Annotated in this window: 22 protein-coding genes and 1 other annotated feature; of the genes, 21 read left to right on the top strand and 1 reads right to left on the bottom strand. The window is 47.2% G+C overall.

All coding sequences use genetic code 11. The annotated features are described in order from the left end of the window. Window positions 1-157: 157 nt before the first annotated feature. From radA to pssA, 3 genes are read left to right on the top strand one after another with little or no spacing between them, the layout of a single operon-like run. Complete coding sequence (radA, locus tag PTQ21_RS01850; protein ID WP_063567409.1) at window positions 158-1,525, top strand: DNA repair protein RadA; 1,368 nt, start codon at window positions 158-160, stop codon at window positions 1,523-1,525. A gap of 13 nt (window positions 1,526-1,538) precedes the next feature. After that, complete coding sequence (gene disA, locus PTQ21_RS01845; protein ID WP_063567410.1) at window positions 1,539-2,615, top strand: DNA integrity scanning diadenylate cyclase DisA; 1,077 nt, start codon at window positions 1,539-1,541, stop codon at window positions 2,613-2,615. Between the two features lie 43 nt (window positions 2,616-2,658). Further along, entirely contained in the window at window positions 2,659-3,390 is a 732-nt protein-coding gene (gene pssA / locus PTQ21_RS01840; RefSeq protein ID WP_090811987.1) for a CDP-diacylglycerol--serine O-phosphatidyltransferase, read from the top strand. A gap of 123 nt (window positions 3,391-3,513) precedes the next feature. On the opposite strand, the gene PTQ21_RS01835 is transcribed toward pssA, so the two are convergent. Continuing rightward, the gene (locus tag PTQ21_RS01835) at window positions 3,514-3,909 is read right to left on the bottom strand and encodes a nucleoside triphosphate pyrophosphohydrolase family protein (protein ID WP_024633611.1); all 396 of its coding nucleotides are present in this window, start codon (window positions 3,907-3,909) and stop codon (window positions 3,514-3,516) included. A gap of 174 nt (window positions 3,910-4,083) precedes the next feature. Here PTQ21_RS01835 and PTQ21_RS01830 point away from each other — a divergent pair, with 174 nt between their 5' ends. From PTQ21_RS01830 to PTQ21_RS01745, 18 genes are all read left to right on the top strand, one after another. Then, on the top strand, window positions 4,084-5,169 hold the full coding sequence (locus tag PTQ21_RS01830; protein WP_063567412.1) for a PIN/TRAM domain-containing protein: 1,086 nt from the start codon (window positions 4,084-4,086) through the stop codon (window positions 5,167-5,169). Window positions 5,170-5,271: 102 nt separating this feature from the next. Further along, window positions 5,272-5,964: a 2-C-methyl-D-erythritol 4-phosphate cytidylyltransferase gene (gene ispD, locus PTQ21_RS01825; protein ID WP_090811989.1), complete on the top strand. Its 693-nt coding sequence runs from the start codon at window positions 5,272-5,274 to the stop codon at window positions 5,962-5,964. Then, window positions 5,961-6,437, top strand: a complete 477-nt coding sequence (gene ispF / locus PTQ21_RS01820) for a 2-C-methyl-D-erythritol 2,4-cyclodiphosphate synthase (RefSeq protein WP_053779226.1) — start codon at window positions 5,961-5,963, stop codon at window positions 6,435-6,437. The genes ispD and ispF overlap by 4 nt, the downstream gene beginning before the upstream one ends. Window positions 6,438-6,470: 33 nt before the next feature. Continuing rightward, on the top strand, window positions 6,471-7,934 hold the full coding sequence (gene gltX, locus PTQ21_RS01815) for a glutamate--tRNA ligase (protein ID WP_090811991.1): 1,464 nt from the start codon (window positions 6,471-6,473) through the stop codon (window positions 7,932-7,934). A gap of 592 nt (window positions 7,935-8,526) precedes the next feature. Further along, window positions 8,527-9,192: a serine O-acetyltransferase gene (gene cysE / locus PTQ21_RS01810; RefSeq protein ID WP_063567438.1), complete on the top strand. Its 666-nt coding sequence runs from the start codon at window positions 8,527-8,529 to the stop codon at window positions 9,190-9,192. A 29-nt stretch (window positions 9,193-9,221) separates the two neighbouring features. After that, on the top strand, window positions 9,222-10,622 hold the full coding sequence (gene cysS / locus PTQ21_RS01805; RefSeq protein WP_063567415.1) for a cysteine--tRNA ligase: 1,401 nt from the start codon (window positions 9,222-9,224) through the stop codon (window positions 10,620-10,622). Next, the gene (locus tag PTQ21_RS01800; protein WP_079697651.1) at window positions 10,619-11,143 is read left to right on the top strand and encodes a Mini-ribonuclease 3; all 525 of its coding nucleotides are present in this window, start codon (window positions 10,619-10,621) and stop codon (window positions 11,141-11,143) included. Before cysS ends, PTQ21_RS01800 begins: the two co-directional genes overlap by 4 nt. An 86-nt stretch (window positions 11,144-11,229) precedes the next feature. Next, window positions 11,230-11,976 (top strand): 23S rRNA (guanosine(2251)-2'-O)-methyltransferase RlmB, encoded by a 747-nt coding sequence (rlmB, locus tag PTQ21_RS01795; RefSeq protein ID WP_063567416.1) that lies wholly within the window; start codon window positions 11,230-11,232, stop codon window positions 11,974-11,976. Between the two features lie 5 nt (window positions 11,977-11,981). Beyond that, a complete protein-coding gene (locus PTQ21_RS01790) occupies window positions 11,982-12,503 on the top strand; it encodes an NYN domain-containing protein (protein ID WP_063567417.1) in 522 nt (173 codons plus the stop codon). Between the two features lie 171 nt (window positions 12,504-12,674). Then, the gene (sigH, locus tag PTQ21_RS01785) at window positions 12,675-13,319 is read left to right on the top strand and encodes an RNA polymerase sporulation sigma factor SigH (protein WP_024633601.1); all 645 of its coding nucleotides are present in this window, start codon (window positions 12,675-12,677) and stop codon (window positions 13,317-13,319) included. A gap of 304 nt (window positions 13,320-13,623) precedes the next feature. Next, window positions 13,624-13,773 (top strand): 50S ribosomal protein L33, encoded by a 150-nt coding sequence (gene rpmG / locus PTQ21_RS01780; RefSeq protein WP_072735843.1) that lies wholly within the window; start codon window positions 13,624-13,626, stop codon window positions 13,771-13,773. A gap of 21 nt (window positions 13,774-13,794) precedes the next feature. Then, on the top strand, window positions 13,795-13,986 hold the full coding sequence (secE, locus tag PTQ21_RS01775; RefSeq protein ID WP_053779219.1) for a preprotein translocase subunit SecE: 192 nt from the start codon (window positions 13,795-13,797) through the stop codon (window positions 13,984-13,986). A gap of 22 nt (window positions 13,987-14,008) precedes the next feature. Continuing rightward, a complete protein-coding gene (nusG, locus tag PTQ21_RS01770) occupies window positions 14,009-14,542 on the top strand; it encodes a transcription termination/antitermination protein NusG (protein WP_024633599.1) in 534 nt (177 codons plus the stop codon). Window positions 14,543-14,610: 68 nt separating this feature from the next. Beyond that, window positions 14,611-15,036, top strand: a complete 426-nt coding sequence (gene rplK, locus PTQ21_RS01765) for a 50S ribosomal protein L11 (protein WP_024633598.1) — start codon at window positions 14,611-14,613, stop codon at window positions 15,034-15,036. Window positions 15,037-15,131: 95 nt separating this feature from the next. Beyond that, window positions 15,132-15,824: a 50S ribosomal protein L1 gene (gene rplA / locus PTQ21_RS01760; protein WP_063567418.1), complete on the top strand. Its 693-nt coding sequence runs from the start codon at window positions 15,132-15,134 to the stop codon at window positions 15,822-15,824. A 67-nt stretch (window positions 15,825-15,891) separates the two neighbouring features. Next, window positions 15,892-16,040 (top strand) — a sequence feature (ribosomal protein L10 leader region). Between the two features lie 23 nt (window positions 16,041-16,063). Next, the gene (gene rplJ, locus PTQ21_RS01755) at window positions 16,064-16,567 is read left to right on the top strand and encodes a 50S ribosomal protein L10 (protein ID WP_063567419.1); all 504 of its coding nucleotides are present in this window, start codon (window positions 16,064-16,066) and stop codon (window positions 16,565-16,567) included. Window positions 16,568-16,640: 73 nt separating this feature from the next. After that, window positions 16,641-17,003: a 50S ribosomal protein L7/L12 gene (gene rplL, locus PTQ21_RS01750; protein ID WP_024633595.1), complete on the top strand. Its 363-nt coding sequence runs from the start codon at window positions 16,641-16,643 to the stop codon at window positions 17,001-17,003. A gap of 96 nt (window positions 17,004-17,099) precedes the next feature. Continuing rightward, entirely contained in the window at window positions 17,100-17,717 is a 618-nt protein-coding gene (locus PTQ21_RS01745) for a class I SAM-dependent methyltransferase (RefSeq protein WP_063567421.1), read from the top strand. The last annotated feature ends 101 nt before the right edge of the window (window positions 17,718-17,818 follow it).

Genomic DNA, 17,818 nt, shown 5'->3' with positions numbered 1-17,818 from the left:
TGAAGTGGCTACGAACATGTGTAAAGTTTGCGATAATCCTTTACGAAAAATCTCAAACAATGGTAAACTTTTATTAACCCTGCACGTCAGGGAGTTAAGGCAAAATTCGTCGAAAAATGCAAAATGCTGTTATAAAATAAATCCTAGGAGTGCTGAAGTGGCCAAAGTTAAAACCAAGTTTCAGTGCACGGAATGCGGCTATGAAGCCCCCAAATGGTACGGCAAATGTCCGGGTTGTCAGTCTTGGAATTCAATGGTGGAAGAAACCGAAACGGTGGTCAAAACACAAGGGAGAAATTCCCCTCTCTTTGAGAGTAAAGATAAGCCACTTCCCATCATAGATATAGATAGCGGTCAGGAACCGCGTGTACAGACTGGAATTGAAGAGCTGAACCGGGTTTTGGGCGGCGGAATTGTTCCAGGATCTCTCGTTCTGGTGGGGGGAGACCCCGGAATCGGAAAATCAACATTGATGTTGCAAACATCTCATGCATTGACTCACTCAGGTTTGCGTGTGTTATATGTCTCAGGTGAGGAATCAGTTAAGCAAACGAAATTGCGGGCTGACCGTCTGGGTGCGCTGTCTCCTGAGTTATATGTACTATGTGAGACCAATATGGAGCGGGTAGAGGAAGCGGTAGAGCAGATCCAGCCGCATTTTCTAGTCATCGACTCTATTCAGACCGTATATCTGCCAGAAGTCACCAGTGCACCCGGCAGTGTAGCTCAGGTAAGGGAATGTACCTCACGGTTCATGCGAATCGCCAAAGGGCGAGGCATTGCAACCGTACTTGTGGGGCATGTTACGAAAGAAGGCGCCATTGCAGGTCCACGTATGTTGGAACATATGGTGGACTGTGTTCTTTATTTTGAAGGAGAACGGCATCATACGTATCGCCTTTTACGTGCGGTAAAGAACCGTTTTGGTTCGACCAATGAGATCGGCATTTTTGAAATGGGCGAAGATGGACTTCGTGAAGTAGGCAACCCTTCTGAGCTCTTTTTGTCAGAACGTCCTCTGGGTGTGGCTGGTTCTACCGTAGTTGCCAGCATGGAGGGCACACGTCCTCTGCTTGTGGAATTGCAGGCGTTGATTTCAACCACACATTTCCCTTCTCCGCGGCGTATGGCAACAGGGGTAGATCTCCATCGATTAAACCTGATTATTGCGGTACTGGAGAAACGGATGGGCATGTTCTTGCAAACGCAGGATGCTTATCTGAACGTAGCTGGTGGTGTGAGATTAGATGAGCCGGCAGTAGATTTGGCGGTTGCTGTAAGTATCGCATCCAGCTTGAGAGATGTACCGACCAAGCCAGATGACGTCATCTTTGGGGAAATCGGTTTAACGGGTGAAGTTCGGGCCGTTTCAAGGGCTGAACAACGTGTGAAAGAAGCTCAGAAATTGGGCTTTAAGCGTGTCATTTTACCAGAAAAAAGCTTAAAGGGCTGGAAACATCCTCGCGGGATACAACTGATCGGTGTGAATACCGTGGCAGATGCACTAGCGGTTGCTTTAGATTAGGGGGCATAACAAGATGAAAGATTCGAGCCAACTGGATAATATGAACGAATTGTTAAGGCTGATTGCACCAGGTACACCTTTCCGCGAAGGTCTGGAGAACGTGCTGCGCGCCAAGACGGGTGCACTGCTGGTTGTAGGATACAGCCCTGAAGTAATGGAAGTGGTGGATGGAGGATTCTCGATTAACTGTGATTTCTCCCCGAACTATTTGTATGAACTCGCCAAGATGGACGGTGCCATTATCCTTAGCGAGGATTTAAAACGTATTCTATACGCCAATACTCAACTTATTCCTGACTCATCCATCTCTTCATCTGAGACGGGGATCCGTCACCGGACGGCTGAGCGTGTCGCGAAACAAACAGGCAAATTAGTCGTATCTATATCGCAGCGGCGGAATATTATCACCTTATACCAAGGAACACTACGGTATTCCCTCAAGGAAATCGGGGTTATTTTGACCAAGGCGAATCAAGCGATTCAAACCTTGGAGAAATACAAGGCTGTATTGACACAGTCCCTTACGAATCTGAGCGCCGCCGAGTTCGAGGAACTGGTTACGATTCCTGAGGTAGTCAATGTCATTCAGCGTACGGAAATGGTTATGCGCATCAAAACGGAAATCAAGCGTTACATTCATGAACTCGGCAACGAGGGACGTCTGATCTCCATGCAGATGGAGGAGCTCGTCGGTACAACAGAAGAGGAAGCCTGGTTGCTGTATAAGGACTATGCCCGTGATGACAGTGATGACAAAATCCGTGAGATTATCGTTGGTCTGAAAAGATTGTCGGACGATGAATTGCTGGATGCACATCATATTGTACGTCTTCTGGGATACCCTTCGTCAGCGGCTACGTCTGAAGATTCGGTTGCACCTCGGGGATATCGGGTATTAAATAAGATACCCCGCCTGCCGAATGTCATCATCCATAACCTGGTGGATCAATTCGAACAATTGCCTCATGTCATTATGGCTACAATAGAAGAGCTGGACGAAGTGGACGGGATTGGAGAGGTACGGGCCCGAACCATTAAGGAAGGTCTCAAGCGTTTGCAGGAGCAGATGTTTATTGACAGACAAATGTAAGGGTTTGCCTATAACGGCTTGAAAATAATGAGGTGAAACAACGATGTTAACCAGATTCATTCCGAATCTCTTTACCTTGGGTAATCTGTTTCTTGGAATGATGGCAATCCTGCTTGCAATTGATGGGAAGTATAGTTTGGCTGCCATTTTGGTCATTATTGCGATGTTACTGGATGGCCTGGATGGCCGTGTCGCACGTGCACTTAATGCCCAGAGTGAGTTTGGCAAAGAGCTGGATTCTTTGTCTGACATGGTTTCATTTGGTGCAGCTCCAGCTCTAATTATATTCATGGTCTCGTTTCAGGACGCAACTCCGGTTTTCGCCTGGATCGCAACCGCAAGCTTTCCAATCTGTGGGGCTATCCGGTTAGCCCGGTTTAACGTTCGCCCCGGTATTCCCGGGTACTTCACAGGTTTGCCGATCCCAGCGGCTGGAGGGGTACTGGCAACACTATCCCTGTTTAATAAGGATATCGGTCCCGTGAGTATGATGATTGCGACCTTGCTGTTATCGTATCTGATGGTAAGTTCGCTGAAATATCCCAATTTCAAAAAGGTTGGTCTACCGCGTAAAGCGATCTGGATTGCACCTTGGGTCATCGTCTTCGCGGTAGTGGTGGCTGTTATGTTTCCAGAACAATTGTCCAAATTGATCTTTATTCCACTTGTGTTATACGCTCTATATGGGATGAAGCATAATATGCGGACGGCAGCCTCGCGGAACCGAGCCAAAAAGCGTAAAGAAGAGAAGTCTTCCCGTCCTTCCGATCGCTAGGCATTCCATCATTTCGGGAAATAAAAAGAAAGCACGTATGCTCCTCAACAGGAGAATACGTGCTTATTTTTGTTTTTAAAATCTATACGTTAACTTAACCATTTGCAATGAAATACGTATTGTTTACGACAAATTGAACATCCCTAACGTCGAACATTTCTGTGACTCGTGATTTACGACCTCTTCCATGTTGATGTCCAGCAGATTGCAGAGAGCCGACATATAAAACAGGTTCCGCCCTAGTTCAGAGCTGATCACCTCTTTACAATTCTCGCACAATTCACCTTCCACATGCGTTTCCAGCAGGCCTTTTGATTGAGCAATGTCGCTCTCTGGGGCATATTTCTGCTTGGTGGCGTGCAGCTCAATGCAGCCGCATTCGGTAATGGCCTTGGACACGGCACGGTTGACAGAGGCGCCGGCTTGTCCTGTTTTGGACAGTACATCAATCAGGCTGCGATGACGCAGCAACAGCTCGGAAACTTGATCCTGAAAAGCCTGTAAACTTAGCGTACTCATTTTGCTACTCACCTCGGGATATGAATTGAATTCATTATATGCCAATAATTTACCTTCTTTCAACTGACGATTGCAACATTTCCAAAAAGTTCTTCAAAAGCGGGATTAGCAATCTGAGAATTGGATCATACTGGATATAAAGATGAAGTTATATTGAAGGAGGTGCAGGGACTTATGTGGAAAAAAGGCATTTTAACTTTTACAGGATTGTGCGGTGCATGGTTCGGCTACACGGCATATCATCTGGCAGGAAAATCCGTCCCTTGGATGGCTGAATGGATTCAATCAGCAGGATTATTGGGGGCTGGGGTATCAACCCTACTAGGTGCTGTATTGTTTATGTCCGTGTGTAACATTGGTGGAACATTAATGGCAACCAGACTACATAATAGTATTGATTCGTTGGCCAAAGTACCGATGAATGAATTGGCTGCGGGTGCGGCGGGTACAGTTGCAGGACTGCTGGTGGCCTTGCTGTTATATCCTTGTGTAGCATGGCTGGGGACGGCCGGAGAAGTGCTGCAAGTGGCACTGACGGTCGTAAGTAGCTATATAGGCTATATGCTTGCCATGGCGAAGAAAGACGATCTGGCGGCCTTCTGGATGTCAGGACGCTGGGGTCATCCTGAGGTGGATGAGGAAAGACGGCTAGAAGAGCACAAAATTTTGGATACCAGTGTAATTATCGATGGTCGCATCGCGGATATATGCAAAACCGGATTTATCGAGGGCACGATTGTAATCCCGGAATTCGTTCTGGAGGAATTGCAGCACATTGCCGATTCATCGGACTTGCTCAAGCGGAACAGAGGACGGCGTGGGCTTGATATTCTGAATAAAATTCAGAAGGAATTGGACGTTAAAGTGCTCATCTACGAAGGTGATTTCGAGGAGATTTCGGAAGTGGACAGCAAGCTGGTCAAGCTCGCCAAGGTGCTTCAGGGTAAAGTTGTCACCAACGACTTCAACCTGAATAAGGTCTGTGAACTGCAAGGAGTATCCGTGCTAAACATCAATGACCTCGCCAATGCTGTTAAGCCGGTGGTATTGCCAGGTGAGGAGATTATGGTGCAAATTATCAAGGATGGTAAGGAACACGGTCAAGGTGTAGCCTATCTGGATGATGGCACGATGATCGTAGTGGAAGGCGGACGCGAGTATATCGGCATGATGATGGAAGTGCTGGTGACCAGTGTGCTGCAGACGTCAGCGGGACGAATGATTTTTGCCAAGCCGAAACTGTTGGAAAAAGCCCAATAAAGCGGTATGATGGGTAGTGTATCGTTTAACGATATTTAATATCGATAGTAGATATTTTGTATCTTAGGACGATAAACTGACAGACAAGGCAGGGATTGCGGCATGGATAAAGGGTGGGGTGTTGTCATTGTGGCGGCAGGTCGGGGGACCCGGATGGGAACAACCGAGAGTAAGCAGTTTCTGCTGCTGCAGGACAAGCCCGTTTTCATACATACGCTTGAAGTGTTTGCGGCTTTGGACGAGATCAGCGAAATGGTGCTGGTCACGGGAGCTGCCGATGTTGAACGCTGCCAGGATTGGGTAAAAGAATACCGACTGGAATCACGTGTCCGTGTCATCCCCGGAGGGAAAGAGAGACAACATTCGGTCCACGAAGGCCTTAAGGCACTAGGGACAGACTGGGTCCTCGTTCACGACGGGGTACGTCCTTTTATAAACCGTGAGCAGATTATGGGGTGTATGAAGGCCGCTATGTCGGGTGGAGCAGCTGTACTGGCCGTTCCAGTGAAGGATACGATCAAACAAGTAAATGCGGATGGAATCGTTACGGCGACGCCGGACCGCAGCAGTCTGTGGAGCATTCAAACCCCGCAGGCTTTTCGTCTTTCTTCCCTGCTGATTGCGTACGAATCGGCGGACCGGGACGGATTTCTAGGAACGGATGACGCAATGCTGGCTGAACGCCAGGGAATGTCGGTCAAGGTTGTGGAAGGCAGTTATAAGAACATCAAATTAACGACGCCGGAAGATTTGGAATACGCCGCGTTTTTGCTCAAGGGAGAGAAGAAGCGATGATACGTGTAGGACAGGGATTCGATGTACATCAACTGGTAGAGGGACGCCCATGCATTATTGGCGGGGTAACGATCCCTTATGAAAAAGGACTGCTGGGTCACTCGGACGCAGACGTGCTGCTGCATGCCATCAGTGATGCCATTCTTGGTGCGCTTGCACTTGGGGATATTGGCAAACACTTCCCGGATACGGATCCGGAGTTCAAAGATGCTGATAGCCTGAAACTGCTGGAGCATGTCTGGCAGTTGGTGAAGGATCGTGGATACCGTCTGGGGAACATTGATTCAACCATTATTGCACAGAAACCGAAGATGGCACCTTATGTTCCGCAGATGGCCGAAGTTATTGCCAAGGCACTTGAAGCGGATGTAACTCAGGTGAATGTCAAAGCGACAACAACAGAGCAACTCGGATTCCCCGGACGGGGAGAGGGTATAGCTGCCCAATCGGTTGTTTGCCTTGTTCGCGTGTGATATTATCAACCAATTAGAGACGGAGGGGATATTATGAGCACCGAAGTTCGCGTGCGCTACGCGCCGAGTCCAACGGGACACCTGCATATCGGGAACGCCCGTACGGCGCTGTTTAACTATTTGTATGCCAAACATAATAACGGCAAATTCATTATTCGTATTGAGGATACGGACGTGAAACGCAACATTGCCGGTGGTGAGGAAAGCCAGCTGAAATACCTGAAATGGCTCGGAATCGAGTGGGACGAAAGTATTGATGTCGGCGGCGAGTACGGACCATACCGTCAGACGGAACGTTTGGACATCTATCGTAAATATACGCAGGAGCTGCTGGATAAAGGTCTGGCTTACCGCTGCTATTGCACGGAAGAAGAGCTGGAGCAAGAACGTGAGGAACAGACAGCACGTGGAGAAACTCCGCGTTATTCGGGTAAACACCGTGATCTGACACCGGAGCAACAGAACGCATTTGAAGCGGAAGGCCGTGTGGCGAGTATTCGTTTCCGTGTACCGGAAGAACGCATCTATACGTTTGATGACATGGTCAAAGGAACAATCTCATTCAACAGCAAGGAATCCGGCGACTTCGTTATTGTGAAAAAAGACGGCATTCCTACGTACAACTATGCAGTTGCTGTCGATGATCATTTGATGAAAATCTCCCACGTCCTGCGTGGGGAAGATCACATCTCTAACACACCGCGTCAACTGATGATTTATGAAGCGCTTGGCTGGGAGCCGCCGCAATTCGGTCATATGACGTTGATCGTGAATGAAAACCACAAAAAGCTGAGTAAACGTGACGAATCCGTTATTCAGTTTATTGAACAATATGATCAGCTCGGCTATCTGCCTGAGGCGATGTTTAACTTCATCTCCCTTCTTGGCTGGTCGCCTGAAGGAGAAGAAGAGATCTTCTCGCAGGAGCAGTTAATCTCCATTTTTGATACGAAGCGTCTGTCCAAGAGCCCGGCGGTATTTGATACACACAAGCTGGCTCACTTGAACAACCACTACATCAAAAATGCTGAACCAGATCGCATTGCCGAAATGGCGATTCCACATCTGCAAAAAGCGGGACGTATTGCCGCTGAGCTCTCACCTGAACAAAAAGAATGGGCATATACGCTTGTTCATCTCTACCAAGAGCAAATGAATTCTGCCTCCGATATCGTGGAGTTGTCGGAAGTGTTCTTCCGTTCCCACCTGGAGCTGGAAAGTGAAGGGGCTGCTGTACTGGCTGAGGAGCAGGTACCAACCGTTCTGAAGGCATTTGCTGATAAAGTACAGGCTAGCGACGAATTTACACCAAGCAAGATGGCTACGCTGATCAAAGAAGTTCAGAAAGAGACCGGATTTAAGGGTAAACAGCTGTTTATGCCGATCCGTGTAGCTCTGACAGGACAGACTCATGGACGCGATCTGAACCAAACAATTGTACTGCTTGGCCGCGATACGGTCATTGATCGATTGCATGCTCAGGTAAAAGGCGCGTAAGTAACGCCCTTGTTTAGTCTACTTTGACTTAAGGATGGAACTTCGTTCCCACCGATATGAAGGAAGATTGTTGTCAGTCCATAACCTTTTCGCTATAATAGCAACACAAAGGTTAAATGGTATGATTTTATCATTCATCATAAAAACAGCAAAGACCGGGAGAAGTAGGCTGAACCGGACAGATTCAGAGAGGATGGTCCCGCAGTAAAGAACAAGATTCTTTGCTGAGGTGGCTGTGAGCCATCCGCTGTCCGTCAGTCGAAATGCACCCGTGAGCTGCATAGCCGAATCCGGCCCCGCCTCTCGTTATGTAGGAGAGAGGAAAACGTCAGGATAGGTTGTGACGGTTGGTTCCCGTTACGGAACTGTTGAGGGTTCATTCTTGTGCAAGGATATGAGGCAGCTATAACAGGTAGCCTAGTTCTTGTATGTTAAGGCATGAACCGAGCAGAGTGGGACCGCGATAAACGCCTCTGCAGCTTAATAGCTGCAGGGGCGTTTTCTATTTAGGTCGAGTCAGAAGAACACTACCATGAGGGCCGCGCCATCCGGAAAGCCGGAGGACGAAGACCTGAACAAGAGGGGAACGAGCATGTTCAAGAAGATCAGATCAGATATCCAGGCGGTGTTTGAAAACGATCCGGCGGCCCGGGGATGGTTTGAGGTTGTATTTACCTACTCGGGGCTGCATGCGATATGGGCGCACCGGGTGGCACACTTTTTATACAAGCGGAGATGGTTTTCTTTCGCGCGGTTCATTTCACAGGTCAGCCGCTTTATGACAGGCATCGAAATCCATCCAGGCGCTACGATTGGCAATCGGTTGTTTATTGACCATGGCATGGGCGTGGTGATTGGGGAAACGTGTGAAATTGGCGACGATGTTGTCATCTATCAGGGGGTCACACTTGGCGGAACGGGTAAAGAAAAAGGGAAGAGACATCCGACAATTGGCAATAATGTGGTTATCTCATCCGGAGCGAAGGTGCTAGGTTCCTTCAGCGTGGGGGATCAATGTAATATTGGTGCGAACTCGGTTGTGCTGAAGGAAGTCCCTTCGAATAGCACCGTTGTAGGCATACCGGGCAGAATCGTGAAGCAGGATGGCCGCCGGGTGGACCGCCTGAATCAGCAGCTTCCAGATCCGGTCATCGATTCCCTGCGCACTATGCAGCAAGAAATCGAACGATTACGTGAAGAAGTGCGTACTTTGCAGAGTACACGTGAAAGTGAGTTTTCCCGTGGTACAATAGAATAATGATGGAAACGGATGAAAGGAAAGTGACTATGACGCTTCAAATTTACAATACGATGAGTCGTACCAAAGAGAATTTTGTTCCTCAAGAGCCGGGGAAAGTGAAAATGTATGTGTGCGGGCCGACGGTATATGATTACATTCATATCGGGAATGCACGTCCAGTTATCTTTTTCGACACAGTTCGCGGATATTTGGAACAGACCGGACATGAGGTGAACTATGTCGTAAACTTCACGGATGTCGATGATAAGCTCATTCGTAAAGCTGAGCAGCTTGGCACGGATGTTCCTCATGTCGCAGAGAAGTTTATTGCAGCGTACTACGAGGATCTCGAAGGGCTGGGTATTCCGAAGGCAAGCAGTAATCCAAGAGTGACCGAAAACATGCCGCTTATTATTGATTTTATCCGTGAGCTGGTTGAAAAGGACTTCGCCTATGAAAATGGGGGTGACGTATATTATCGCACAGGCAAATTTGCGGAGTACGGCAAACTATCGAAGCAAAACCTTCAGGAATTACAGTTTGGAATTCGTATTGGTGTAGATGAGCGCAAAGAGCATCCAGAAGACTTTGTCCTCTGGAAAGCTGCGAAGCCGGGTGAGATTTTCTGGTCCAGTCCATGGGGCGATGGTCGTCCGGGCTGGCATATCGAGTGCTCTGCCATGGCACGGGAATACCTGGGGGATACGTTGGATATTCACGGCGGAGGACAGGATTTGCAGTTCCCTCACCATGAGTGCGAATGCGCTCAATCCGAGGTGTTGACTGGTAAACCACTTGCAAACTACTGGATGCATAACGGATTCATCCGTATTGATAACGAAAAAATGTCGAAATCACTCGGCAACGGTGTGCTTGTCAAAGACCTTCGCAATCAATATAAACGCGAAGCCATTCGTTATTTCATGTTGTCTACTCACTATCGCAATCCGTTGAACTTCACGGAAGATACGATGGAACAGGCACAGAATAGTGTGGACCGGATCGCAAATGCCGTAGGTAACCTTAATCATCGCTTGCAGGCTGTGAGCGTGGATCAGGCTGTGTCAGCTGAGTTTGCAGCGAGACTGGAGCAGATTCGTCAGCAGTATCATGAGAAAATGCAGGACGACTTCAATACGCCTGATGCGATTACGGCAATGTTTGAGTGGGCTGGGGAAGCTAACCAACTGTTGCAGCAAGATGTGGTAAACGCTGCGGACATTCGCGCTCTGCTGGAATTGTTCAATGAGTTGAATGCAGTGCTTCGTATCTATACCGAGGCTGAACCGGAGCTTTTGGACGAAGAAATCGAACGTCTAATTGTAGAACGTAACGAAGCACGCAAAACCAAAAACTGGGCGCGGGCTGATGAAATTCGGGATGAACTGTCTGCGCAGGGCATCTTGCTTGAGGATACGGCTCAAGGAATGAGATGGCGGCGCAAATGAGCGAGGAACAACTGAAAAAGTTGTCAGAATCCGTCGAGCATACCGAGCAACGAGATGAACAGCAGACAGATGAACAGTCTCTGAGCGTTGACCAGGGAGGATGGTTTCCTTATCCCCCCTCCCGGCCTGCACGGTTGATTCCTCCCATCGCTCTCGCCTACATTGGTGATGCGGTATATGAGGTAGCAGTACGGCAGTATCTGTTATCCAAAGCCAACATGCGTCCTAACCATCTGCACCGTAGTGCGACCGGTTTGGTATCGGCGAAGGCACAAAGCCGTATTCTCACAGGTATTGAGGCTGAGCTGACCGAGGAAGAGCGTGACATTGTCAGACAAGGTCGTAATGCCAAGTCTGGCAGTATTCCCAAAAACGCAGACGTTTTGGAGTATAGACATGCCACGGCTCTGGAGTGTCTGATCGGTTACCTGTATAGCAGTGGTCGGCATGATCGCATGATTGAACTGATTCGCCGAGGCATCGAGCATGCGGAACAACATTCGCAATCACCGACAAAATAATATAAATTACAACAAAGCCGCTTCTGTAGGGTGCGCCAATTAGGGTGCAGTAAATCACAGGGCGTTATAGAGAGGATCGAACAAAGATGGAAGAAGAATGGATCGCCGGTAAGCATTCCGTAACGGAGGCGCTGCGTTCAGGCCGGACCATTAATAAAATATGGATTGCAGATACAGCGCAAAAACATTTGACGCAGCCTATTATCGCTGAAGCAAAAAAATTAGGTGTTGTCATTCAGCACGTAGACAAGCGTAAACTGGATCAAACAGTTCCGGGCATTCAACACCAGGGTGTGATGGCGCAAGCGGCTCCTTACGCTTATGTAGAGGTTGAAGACATTCTTGCTGCAGCGGCTGCTAAAAATGAACATCCATTTTTGATTTTGCTGGATGAGATCGAAGATCCACATAATCTTGGATCGATTTTGCGGACGGCCGACTGCACAGGTGCACATGGTGTCATTGTACCTAAACGGCGCTCAGCTGCAGTTACAGTGACTGTATCCAAAACTTCAGCAGGTGCGGTGGAGTATGTGCCAGTGGCTCGTGTAAGCAATCTGGGTCAAACCATTGACCGTCTCAAGGAAGAGGGCGTATGGGTCGTAGGCACAGATGTGGCTGCTCAGGAGAGCGTGTTTGGTAACGGCGTCTTTACAGGCCCGGTAGCCCTCGTGATCGGAAACGAAAACAAGGGAATGGGACGACTCATTCGTGAAAAATGCGATGTGTTGATCAAATTGCCGATGCAAGGTCAGATTAATTCCCTGAATGCTTCCGTGGCAGCGGGTGTTGTCATGTATGAAGTGCTCCGCTCGCGCCAAGCGCAGGACTAGAAGATATGGCTGATTCCCGTGATGTGCTTCTTGTAGACGGGTACAACATGATTGGTGACTGGCCGGAGCTATCCAGATTGGCGGAGAGTGGATTGGAGGAGGCCCGCAACAGGCTTCTATCTCGACTAGCCGACTATCAGGCATTCTCCGGCTTGAGAGTCATTGTTGTTTTTGACGCCTACCTCGTGCCTGGACTCGGTAAATCCTTTACACAGAGCAAAGTGCAGATCTTTTTTACAAAGGAAAAAGAGACGGCTGACGAATGCATTGAGAGACTCGTTCGGGAACTAAGCACGCGAAGACGCCAAATCTATGTGGCTACAAGCGATATGGTAGAGCAGCATGTCATTTTTGGACAAGGAGCTCTGCGTGTATCCGCAAGGGAATTGCTGATCGAAGTAGAGCAGAACGAAAAAGAGTTACAGAAACGTTTGGAAGAAGATCAGGCTAAAGCAACGCGAAATACACTTGGCGGGAAGTTAAGTCCGGATGTTTTGAAGCAGTTTGAGCGGTGGCGCCGGGAATAACAGCACGGTTTTACAAAAATTAGAATTTTGAAACTCTTGACAATTATGTTATTGATGTTCTTTTTTAGGCAGAGCGTGGTTGACGGTGTGAGGTACCATCATATATACTGATCCTATATTTCATAGAGTAGAGTAACGGGGTACCTTGCGTTGCAGCCGGAGGGATTGTCTGTGAGTGTCGACCTCAAAGATATCATGTTATCCAAGTATGATTACCAAAGTGACGAAGACATTGTCGAAGCGGTCCGTGAAGGTGAAAGCGAAGCGCTGGAGTTTTTGATTAACAAATATCGTAACTTTGTACGCGCCAAGGCAAGATCTTATTTTCTGATTGGGGCTGACCGGGAAGATATCATTCAAGAAGGAATGATTGGACTCTATAAATCCATTAGGGATTTCAAAGGGGACAAGCTCGCTTCTTTCAAAGCCTTCGCCGAGTTGTGTATTACACGACAGATTATTACGGCAATTAAGACAGCAACACGTCAGAAGCATATTCCGCTTAATTCTTATGTATCACTGGACAAACCTATTTATGACGAAGAGTCCGATCGTACGTTACTCGATGTGATTTGTGGAACACAGGTCAGCGATCCGGAAGAACTTATCATCAATCAGGAAGAGTTTGTGGGCCTGGAAGATAAGATGTCTGAGATTCTGAGTGATCTGGAACGTAAAGTATTGATGTTGTATCTGGACGGGAGATCTTATCAAGAGATTGCAGTGGATTTGGACAGGCATGTAAAGTCCATTGATAATGCACTTCAGCGCGTGAAGCGTAAACTTGAAAAGTACCTGGAAGTTCGAGATAATTGAACACATGTTGTCGTTGACGGAAAAGGCTCGGGGTTTGAGTCTTTTTTTGCTGCCTCAAGTTTATAAAGTTAAAGAATGATTATACTAGTAATCGCTTGGTCCATGCAGGAGAAGAGAAAAACAGAGATGAGAAACTGAATGTGTTTGATAGGAACTTTTTACCCAATGATGAAAGGCTATTCTTTCATTGACATGGTTATACCCTTATGATAAAGTGTTTTAGGTAGGCCTAAATTCGCGGCTTTTTTTTAGGATTAATTTAGAGACTCCGCTTGAATGTGGAAGTCTTCGGGAGGTGTACATCATGCGGGTAATTATTACTTTGGCTTGTACAAACTGCAAACAAAGAAATTACACTACGACAAAAAACAAGCGTAATCACCCCGACCGCATGGAGATGAAGAAATTTTGCAAGTTTTGTAACGAGCAGACTTCTCATCGCGAAACCAGATAGTTTTTTGGAGGTGTAGTCGGCGTGAAACGTAGTTTCAAATCTCTGATTTCCTTTTTCTCTGAAAGCTGGGCTGAACTTAAAAAAGTTCGCTGGCCTAATCGTAAAGAGCTGACCAACTACACATTGATCGTTCTTGGTACTGTTGTGGTTATGACGCTGTTTTTTTGGGTCATTGATATCGGCATCTCCGCTGTGATCGAAGCGATTATTTAAGAAGGGTCCCAGGTGGCTTGATATGGAAAAAAGATGGTACGTCGTTCATACCTATTCAGGGTATGAGAATAAGGTCAAAGCCAATTTGGAAAAACGCGTAGAGTCCATGGGCATGGAAGACAAGATTTTCCGCGTTCTTGTTCCTATGGAAGAAGAAGTGGTAAACAAAGACGGTAAGAAAAAAACCGTTATGCGTAAAGTTTACCCCGGATATGTCTTGGTGGAAATGGTCCAGACGGATGACTCTTGGTATGTTGTTCGCAACACACCAGGTGTTACGGGATTTGTCGGTTCGACAGGTTCCGGGTCCAAACCAACAGCCTTGCTGCCTGAAGAAGTGGAACAAATTCTGAAGCACATGGGCATGGTTGAGCCGAAGCCTAAAATTGAATTCGATATTAAGGAATCCGTACGTATTAAAGTTGGTCCTTTTGCGAATTTTGTGGGCTCCGTGGAAGAAATCTTGGTAGACAAAAGCAAGTTGAAAGTGCACGTGAACATGTTTGGACGGGAAACACCGCTTGAGTTGGAATACACGCAAGTGGAGAAGATATAGTCTCTTCAAGTTTCTTGTGGGAGGGCTGAGAGGCCCGTTAACCACTATTTTGCAAGGAGGTGTCAATCATGGCAAAAAAGGTAATCAAAATGGTAAAACTGCAAATTCCAGCAGGTAAAGCGAATCCAGCGCCGCCGGTAGGTCCAGCTTTGGGTCAAGCAGGTGTCAACATCATGGCATTCTGTAAAGAGTTCAACGCTCGTACAGCCGATCAAGCGGGATTGATTATTCCTGTTGAAATCACAGTATTCGAAGACCGTTCCTTTACTTTCATTACTAAAACTCCACCAGCAGCAGTTCTGTTGAAAGTGGCAGCTAAAGTAGAAAAAGGATCCGGCGAACCGAACAAGAAAAAAGTTGCTACCGTTAAACGTGATGCGGTACGTCAAATCGCGGAACAAAAAATGCCTGACCTGAATGCTGCTGACGTTGAGTCTGCAATGCGTATGGTCGAAGGTACTGCCCGCAGCATGGGTATCACCATCGAAGACTAATTTTTCATCTGAAACATGGCTTCGTAAAGCCGGCCGATTCGCGGCCGGTTGATGTGGGAGGTATATCCGCTAACACCACAAAGGAGGAATATAACATGGCTAAACACGGTAAAAAATACCTGGAAGCTGCTAAGCTGATTGACAGCGAAGCAACTTACGAGCCTTCAGAAGCTGTAGAGCTTGTGAAAAAGGCAGCCACTGCAAAATTTGATGAAACTATCGAAGCAGCAGTACGCTTGGGCGTTGACCCACGTAAACAAGACCAGGCAGTACGTGGTGTTGTTGTCTTGCCACACGGCACAGGTAAAACACAACGCGTATTGGTATTTGCAAAAGGTGACAAAGCGAAAGAAGCGGAAGCGGCTGGCGCGGACTATGTTGGTGATGCAGACATGATCAACAAAATCCAACAAGGCTGGTTCGAATTCGACGTCTGCGTAGCGACACCAGACATGATGAGTGAAGTAGGTAAATTGGGCCGACTGCTCGGCGGTAAAGGTCTGATGCCTAACCCTAAAGCCGGAACGGTAACTTTCGATGTATCTAAGGCTGTTCAAGAAATTAAAGCCGGTAAAATCGAATATCGTCTGGATCGTGCAGGTCAAATTCATGCACCGATCGGTAAAGCTTCTTTCTCGACAGAGCAATTGAATGAGAACCTTAAAGCTCTCATGGACGCTTTGACTCGTGCTAAACCGGCGGCAGCAAAAGGTGTTTATCTGAAGAATGTAAGTCTTTCTTCTACGATGGGCCCTGGCGCACGCGTGAACGCAGCATCTTTTAGATAATATCGCTTGACAGGCTTGTCCTGTTCTGATATTCTATAAAAGTTGTGAGTCCGAGTGACTGACCGTTGACATTTGAATATGCTTGCCGTAGACAGTAGGTGCCATTTTGGCTTAATTTCCTGCCGAGGTGTGATTATAGAACTTAGAACGATGAAAATCGGTTATGAGTATATATCAAGCCTTCGTGATTCTACGGAGGCTTTTCTTAATGGGATAAATTTGATCAGGAGGTGTACAGTTTGGCAAACGCAAAAGTGATTCAAGCAAAACAAGAGTCCGTTGATGCAGTAACAGCAAAATTGCGCGAGAGCGTTACTAGTGTTGTTGTTGACTATCGCGGTTTGAACGTTGCCCAAGTAACTGAGCTGCGTAAGCAGCTTCGTGAAGCCGGAATCGAATTCCAAGTGCTGAAAAACTCGTTGCTTCGCCGCGCAGCAGCTGCAGCAGAACTGACAGAACTTAACGAAGTACTGACAGGTCCTAGTGCAATTGCATTCAGCGTAGACGACGTAGTGGCTCCAGCCAAAATTCTGAACGACTTCGCGAAAAAGAACGATGCACTGGAATTGAAAGGTGCAGTTGTAGAAGGTCGCGTAATTGGAGTACAAGAAGTCAAAGCGTTGGCAGAATTGCCATCACGCGAAGGTCTCCTTTCCATGCTCCTCAGCGTGCTTCAAGCGCCAGTGCGCAACTTCGCGCTTGCGGTTAAAGCTGTTGCTGAAAAAGAAGAACAAGGCGCGTAAGCAACTTGATCTGAATGCTGCTTAGGCAGTGATGAAATACAAAAAAAATAATATTATATATGGAGGTTCAATCATGAGTAAAGAGCAAATCTTGGAAGCAATCAAAGGCATGACTGTACTGGAATTGAATGATCTCGTTAAAGCAATCGAAGAAGAATTCGGCGTAACTGCTGCAGCTCCAGTAGCTGTTGCAGGTGGCGGAGCTGCTGCAGCTGAAGCTGAGCAATCCGAGTTCGACGTAATCTTGACTAGCGCTGGTGCTTCCAAAATCAACGTTATCAAAGCAGTTCGCGAAATCACAGGTCTTGGCCTGAAAGAAGCGAAAGAAGTAGTTGACAATGCTCCAAAAGCATTGAAAGAAAAAGTTAGCAAAGAAGAAGCAGAAACGGTTAAAGCTAAGCTTGAAGAAGCAGGCGCTTCAATCGAAGTTAAATAATTTAGCTTTCATTAGCTAGATGAACAAAACAACAAACCCCTTGACTTATATCAAGGGGTTTGTTGCTGTAATTGTAAAAGGAAAGTGAGTGAGGACATGTCCAATCATTATTATTCGGACAAACCGCAGGTGGCACATGACAGACGGGCTACAGAAGCGGAGCTACGCGGATGGAAATTACGACTCGTTACGGATGCAGGGGTATTTTCCAAAAACGGAATCGATTACGGCAGCAGAGTGTTAATTGATGCTATAGAGTTGCCTGCTGGAGCTCATGTACTGGATGTGGGCTGCGGGTATGGACCTATTGGTCTTACAGCAGCTAAACTTGTACCGGATGGACATGTCACCATGATCGATATCAATGAGAGAGCGGTTGAGCTTTCCAGGGAAAATGCAAAAGCGAACGGCATAACGAATGTAACGGTTATGCAAAGCAATCTTCTGGCTGAGGTTAAAAAGGAAGACTTTGACGCGATTCTGACCAATCCTCCGATCCGTGCGGGTAAGGAAACCGTGCATACGATCTTTGAACAGGCATATCGTCATTTGAAGATGGGCGGAGCGTTATGGATTGTCATTCAGAAAAAGCAGGGGGCACCTTCGGCAAAAGCGAAGCTGGAATCTCTCTTTGGACGAGTGGAGGAAGTAACGAAGGATAAAGGCTACCGAATTTTCAAAGCGGTAAAATTGGAAGAGGCGCCTTTAGGCTAAATCCTAATTTGTAAAGTAAGCAGGGTGGCATTTTTTTTGCAATAGGACTATTGACTTGAAATTCAGGTCGTGGTATTATTGTAAAATGTCAGTATTAAGAT

Origin of the sequence: Paenibacillus marchantiae (genome assembly GCF_028771845.1) — a bacterium.
Taxonomy (GTDB): Bacteria; Bacillota; Bacilli; order Paenibacillales; family Paenibacillaceae; genus Paenibacillus; species Paenibacillus marchantiae.
This window is presented reverse-complemented; position numbering and strand designations above follow the sequence as displayed.

Bases quoted from the DNA above. Each gene is read 5' to 3' on its own strand.
- rplA (WP_063567418.1), top strand. From the start codon at position 15,132: ATGGCTAAACACGGTAAAAAATACCTGGAAGCTGCTAAGCTGATTGAC.
- rlmB (WP_063567416.1), top strand. From the start codon at position 11,230: ATGGAAGAAGAATGGATCGCCGGTAAGCATTCCGTAACGGAGGCGCTG.
- rplL (WP_024633595.1), top strand. From the start codon at position 16,641: ATGAGTAAAGAGCAAATCTTGGAAGCAATCAAAGGCATGACTGTACTG.
- cysE (WP_063567438.1), top strand. From the start codon at position 8,527: ATGTTCAAGAAGATCAGATCAGATATCCAGGCGGTGTTTGAAAACGAT.
- PTQ21_RS01835 (WP_024633611.1), bottom strand. From the start codon at position 3,909: ATGAGTACGCTAAGTTTACAGGCTTTTCAGGATCAAGTTTCCGAGCTG.
- cysS (WP_063567415.1), top strand. From the start codon at position 9,222: ATGACGCTTCAAATTTACAATACGATGAGTCGTACCAAAGAGAATTTT.
- ispF (WP_053779226.1), top strand. From the start codon at position 5,961: ATGATACGTGTAGGACAGGGATTCGATGTACATCAACTGGTAGAGGGA.
- PTQ21_RS01745 (WP_063567421.1), top strand. From the start codon at position 17,100: ATGTCCAATCATTATTATTCGGACAAACCGCAGGTGGCACATGACAGA.
- rpmG (WP_072735843.1), top strand. From the start codon at position 13,624: ATGCGGGTAATTATTACTTTGGCTTGTACAAACTGCAAACAAAGAAAT.
- PTQ21_RS01830 (WP_063567412.1), top strand. From the start codon at position 4,084: ATGTGGAAAAAAGGCATTTTAACTTTTACAGGATTGTGCGGTGCATGG.
- gltX (WP_090811991.1), top strand. From the start codon at position 6,471: ATGAGCACCGAAGTTCGCGTGCGCTACGCGCCGAGTCCAACGGGACAC.
- rplK (WP_024633598.1), top strand. From the start codon at position 14,611: ATGGCAAAAAAGGTAATCAAAATGGTAAAACTGCAAATTCCAGCAGGT.
- disA (WP_063567410.1), top strand. From the start codon at position 1,539: ATGAAAGATTCGAGCCAACTGGATAATATGAACGAATTGTTAAGGCTG.
- ispD (WP_090811989.1), top strand. From the start codon at position 5,272: ATGGATAAAGGGTGGGGTGTTGTCATTGTGGCGGCAGGTCGGGGGACC.
- PTQ21_RS01800 (WP_079697651.1), top strand. From the start codon at position 10,619: ATGAGCGAGGAACAACTGAAAAAGTTGTCAGAATCCGTCGAGCATACC.
- PTQ21_RS01790 (WP_063567417.1), top strand. From the start codon at position 11,982: ATGGCTGATTCCCGTGATGTGCTTCTTGTAGACGGGTACAACATGATT.
- pssA (WP_090811987.1), top strand. From the start codon at position 2,659: ATGTTAACCAGATTCATTCCGAATCTCTTTACCTTGGGTAATCTGTTT.
- nusG (WP_024633599.1), top strand. From the start codon at position 14,009: ATGGAAAAAAGATGGTACGTCGTTCATACCTATTCAGGGTATGAGAAT.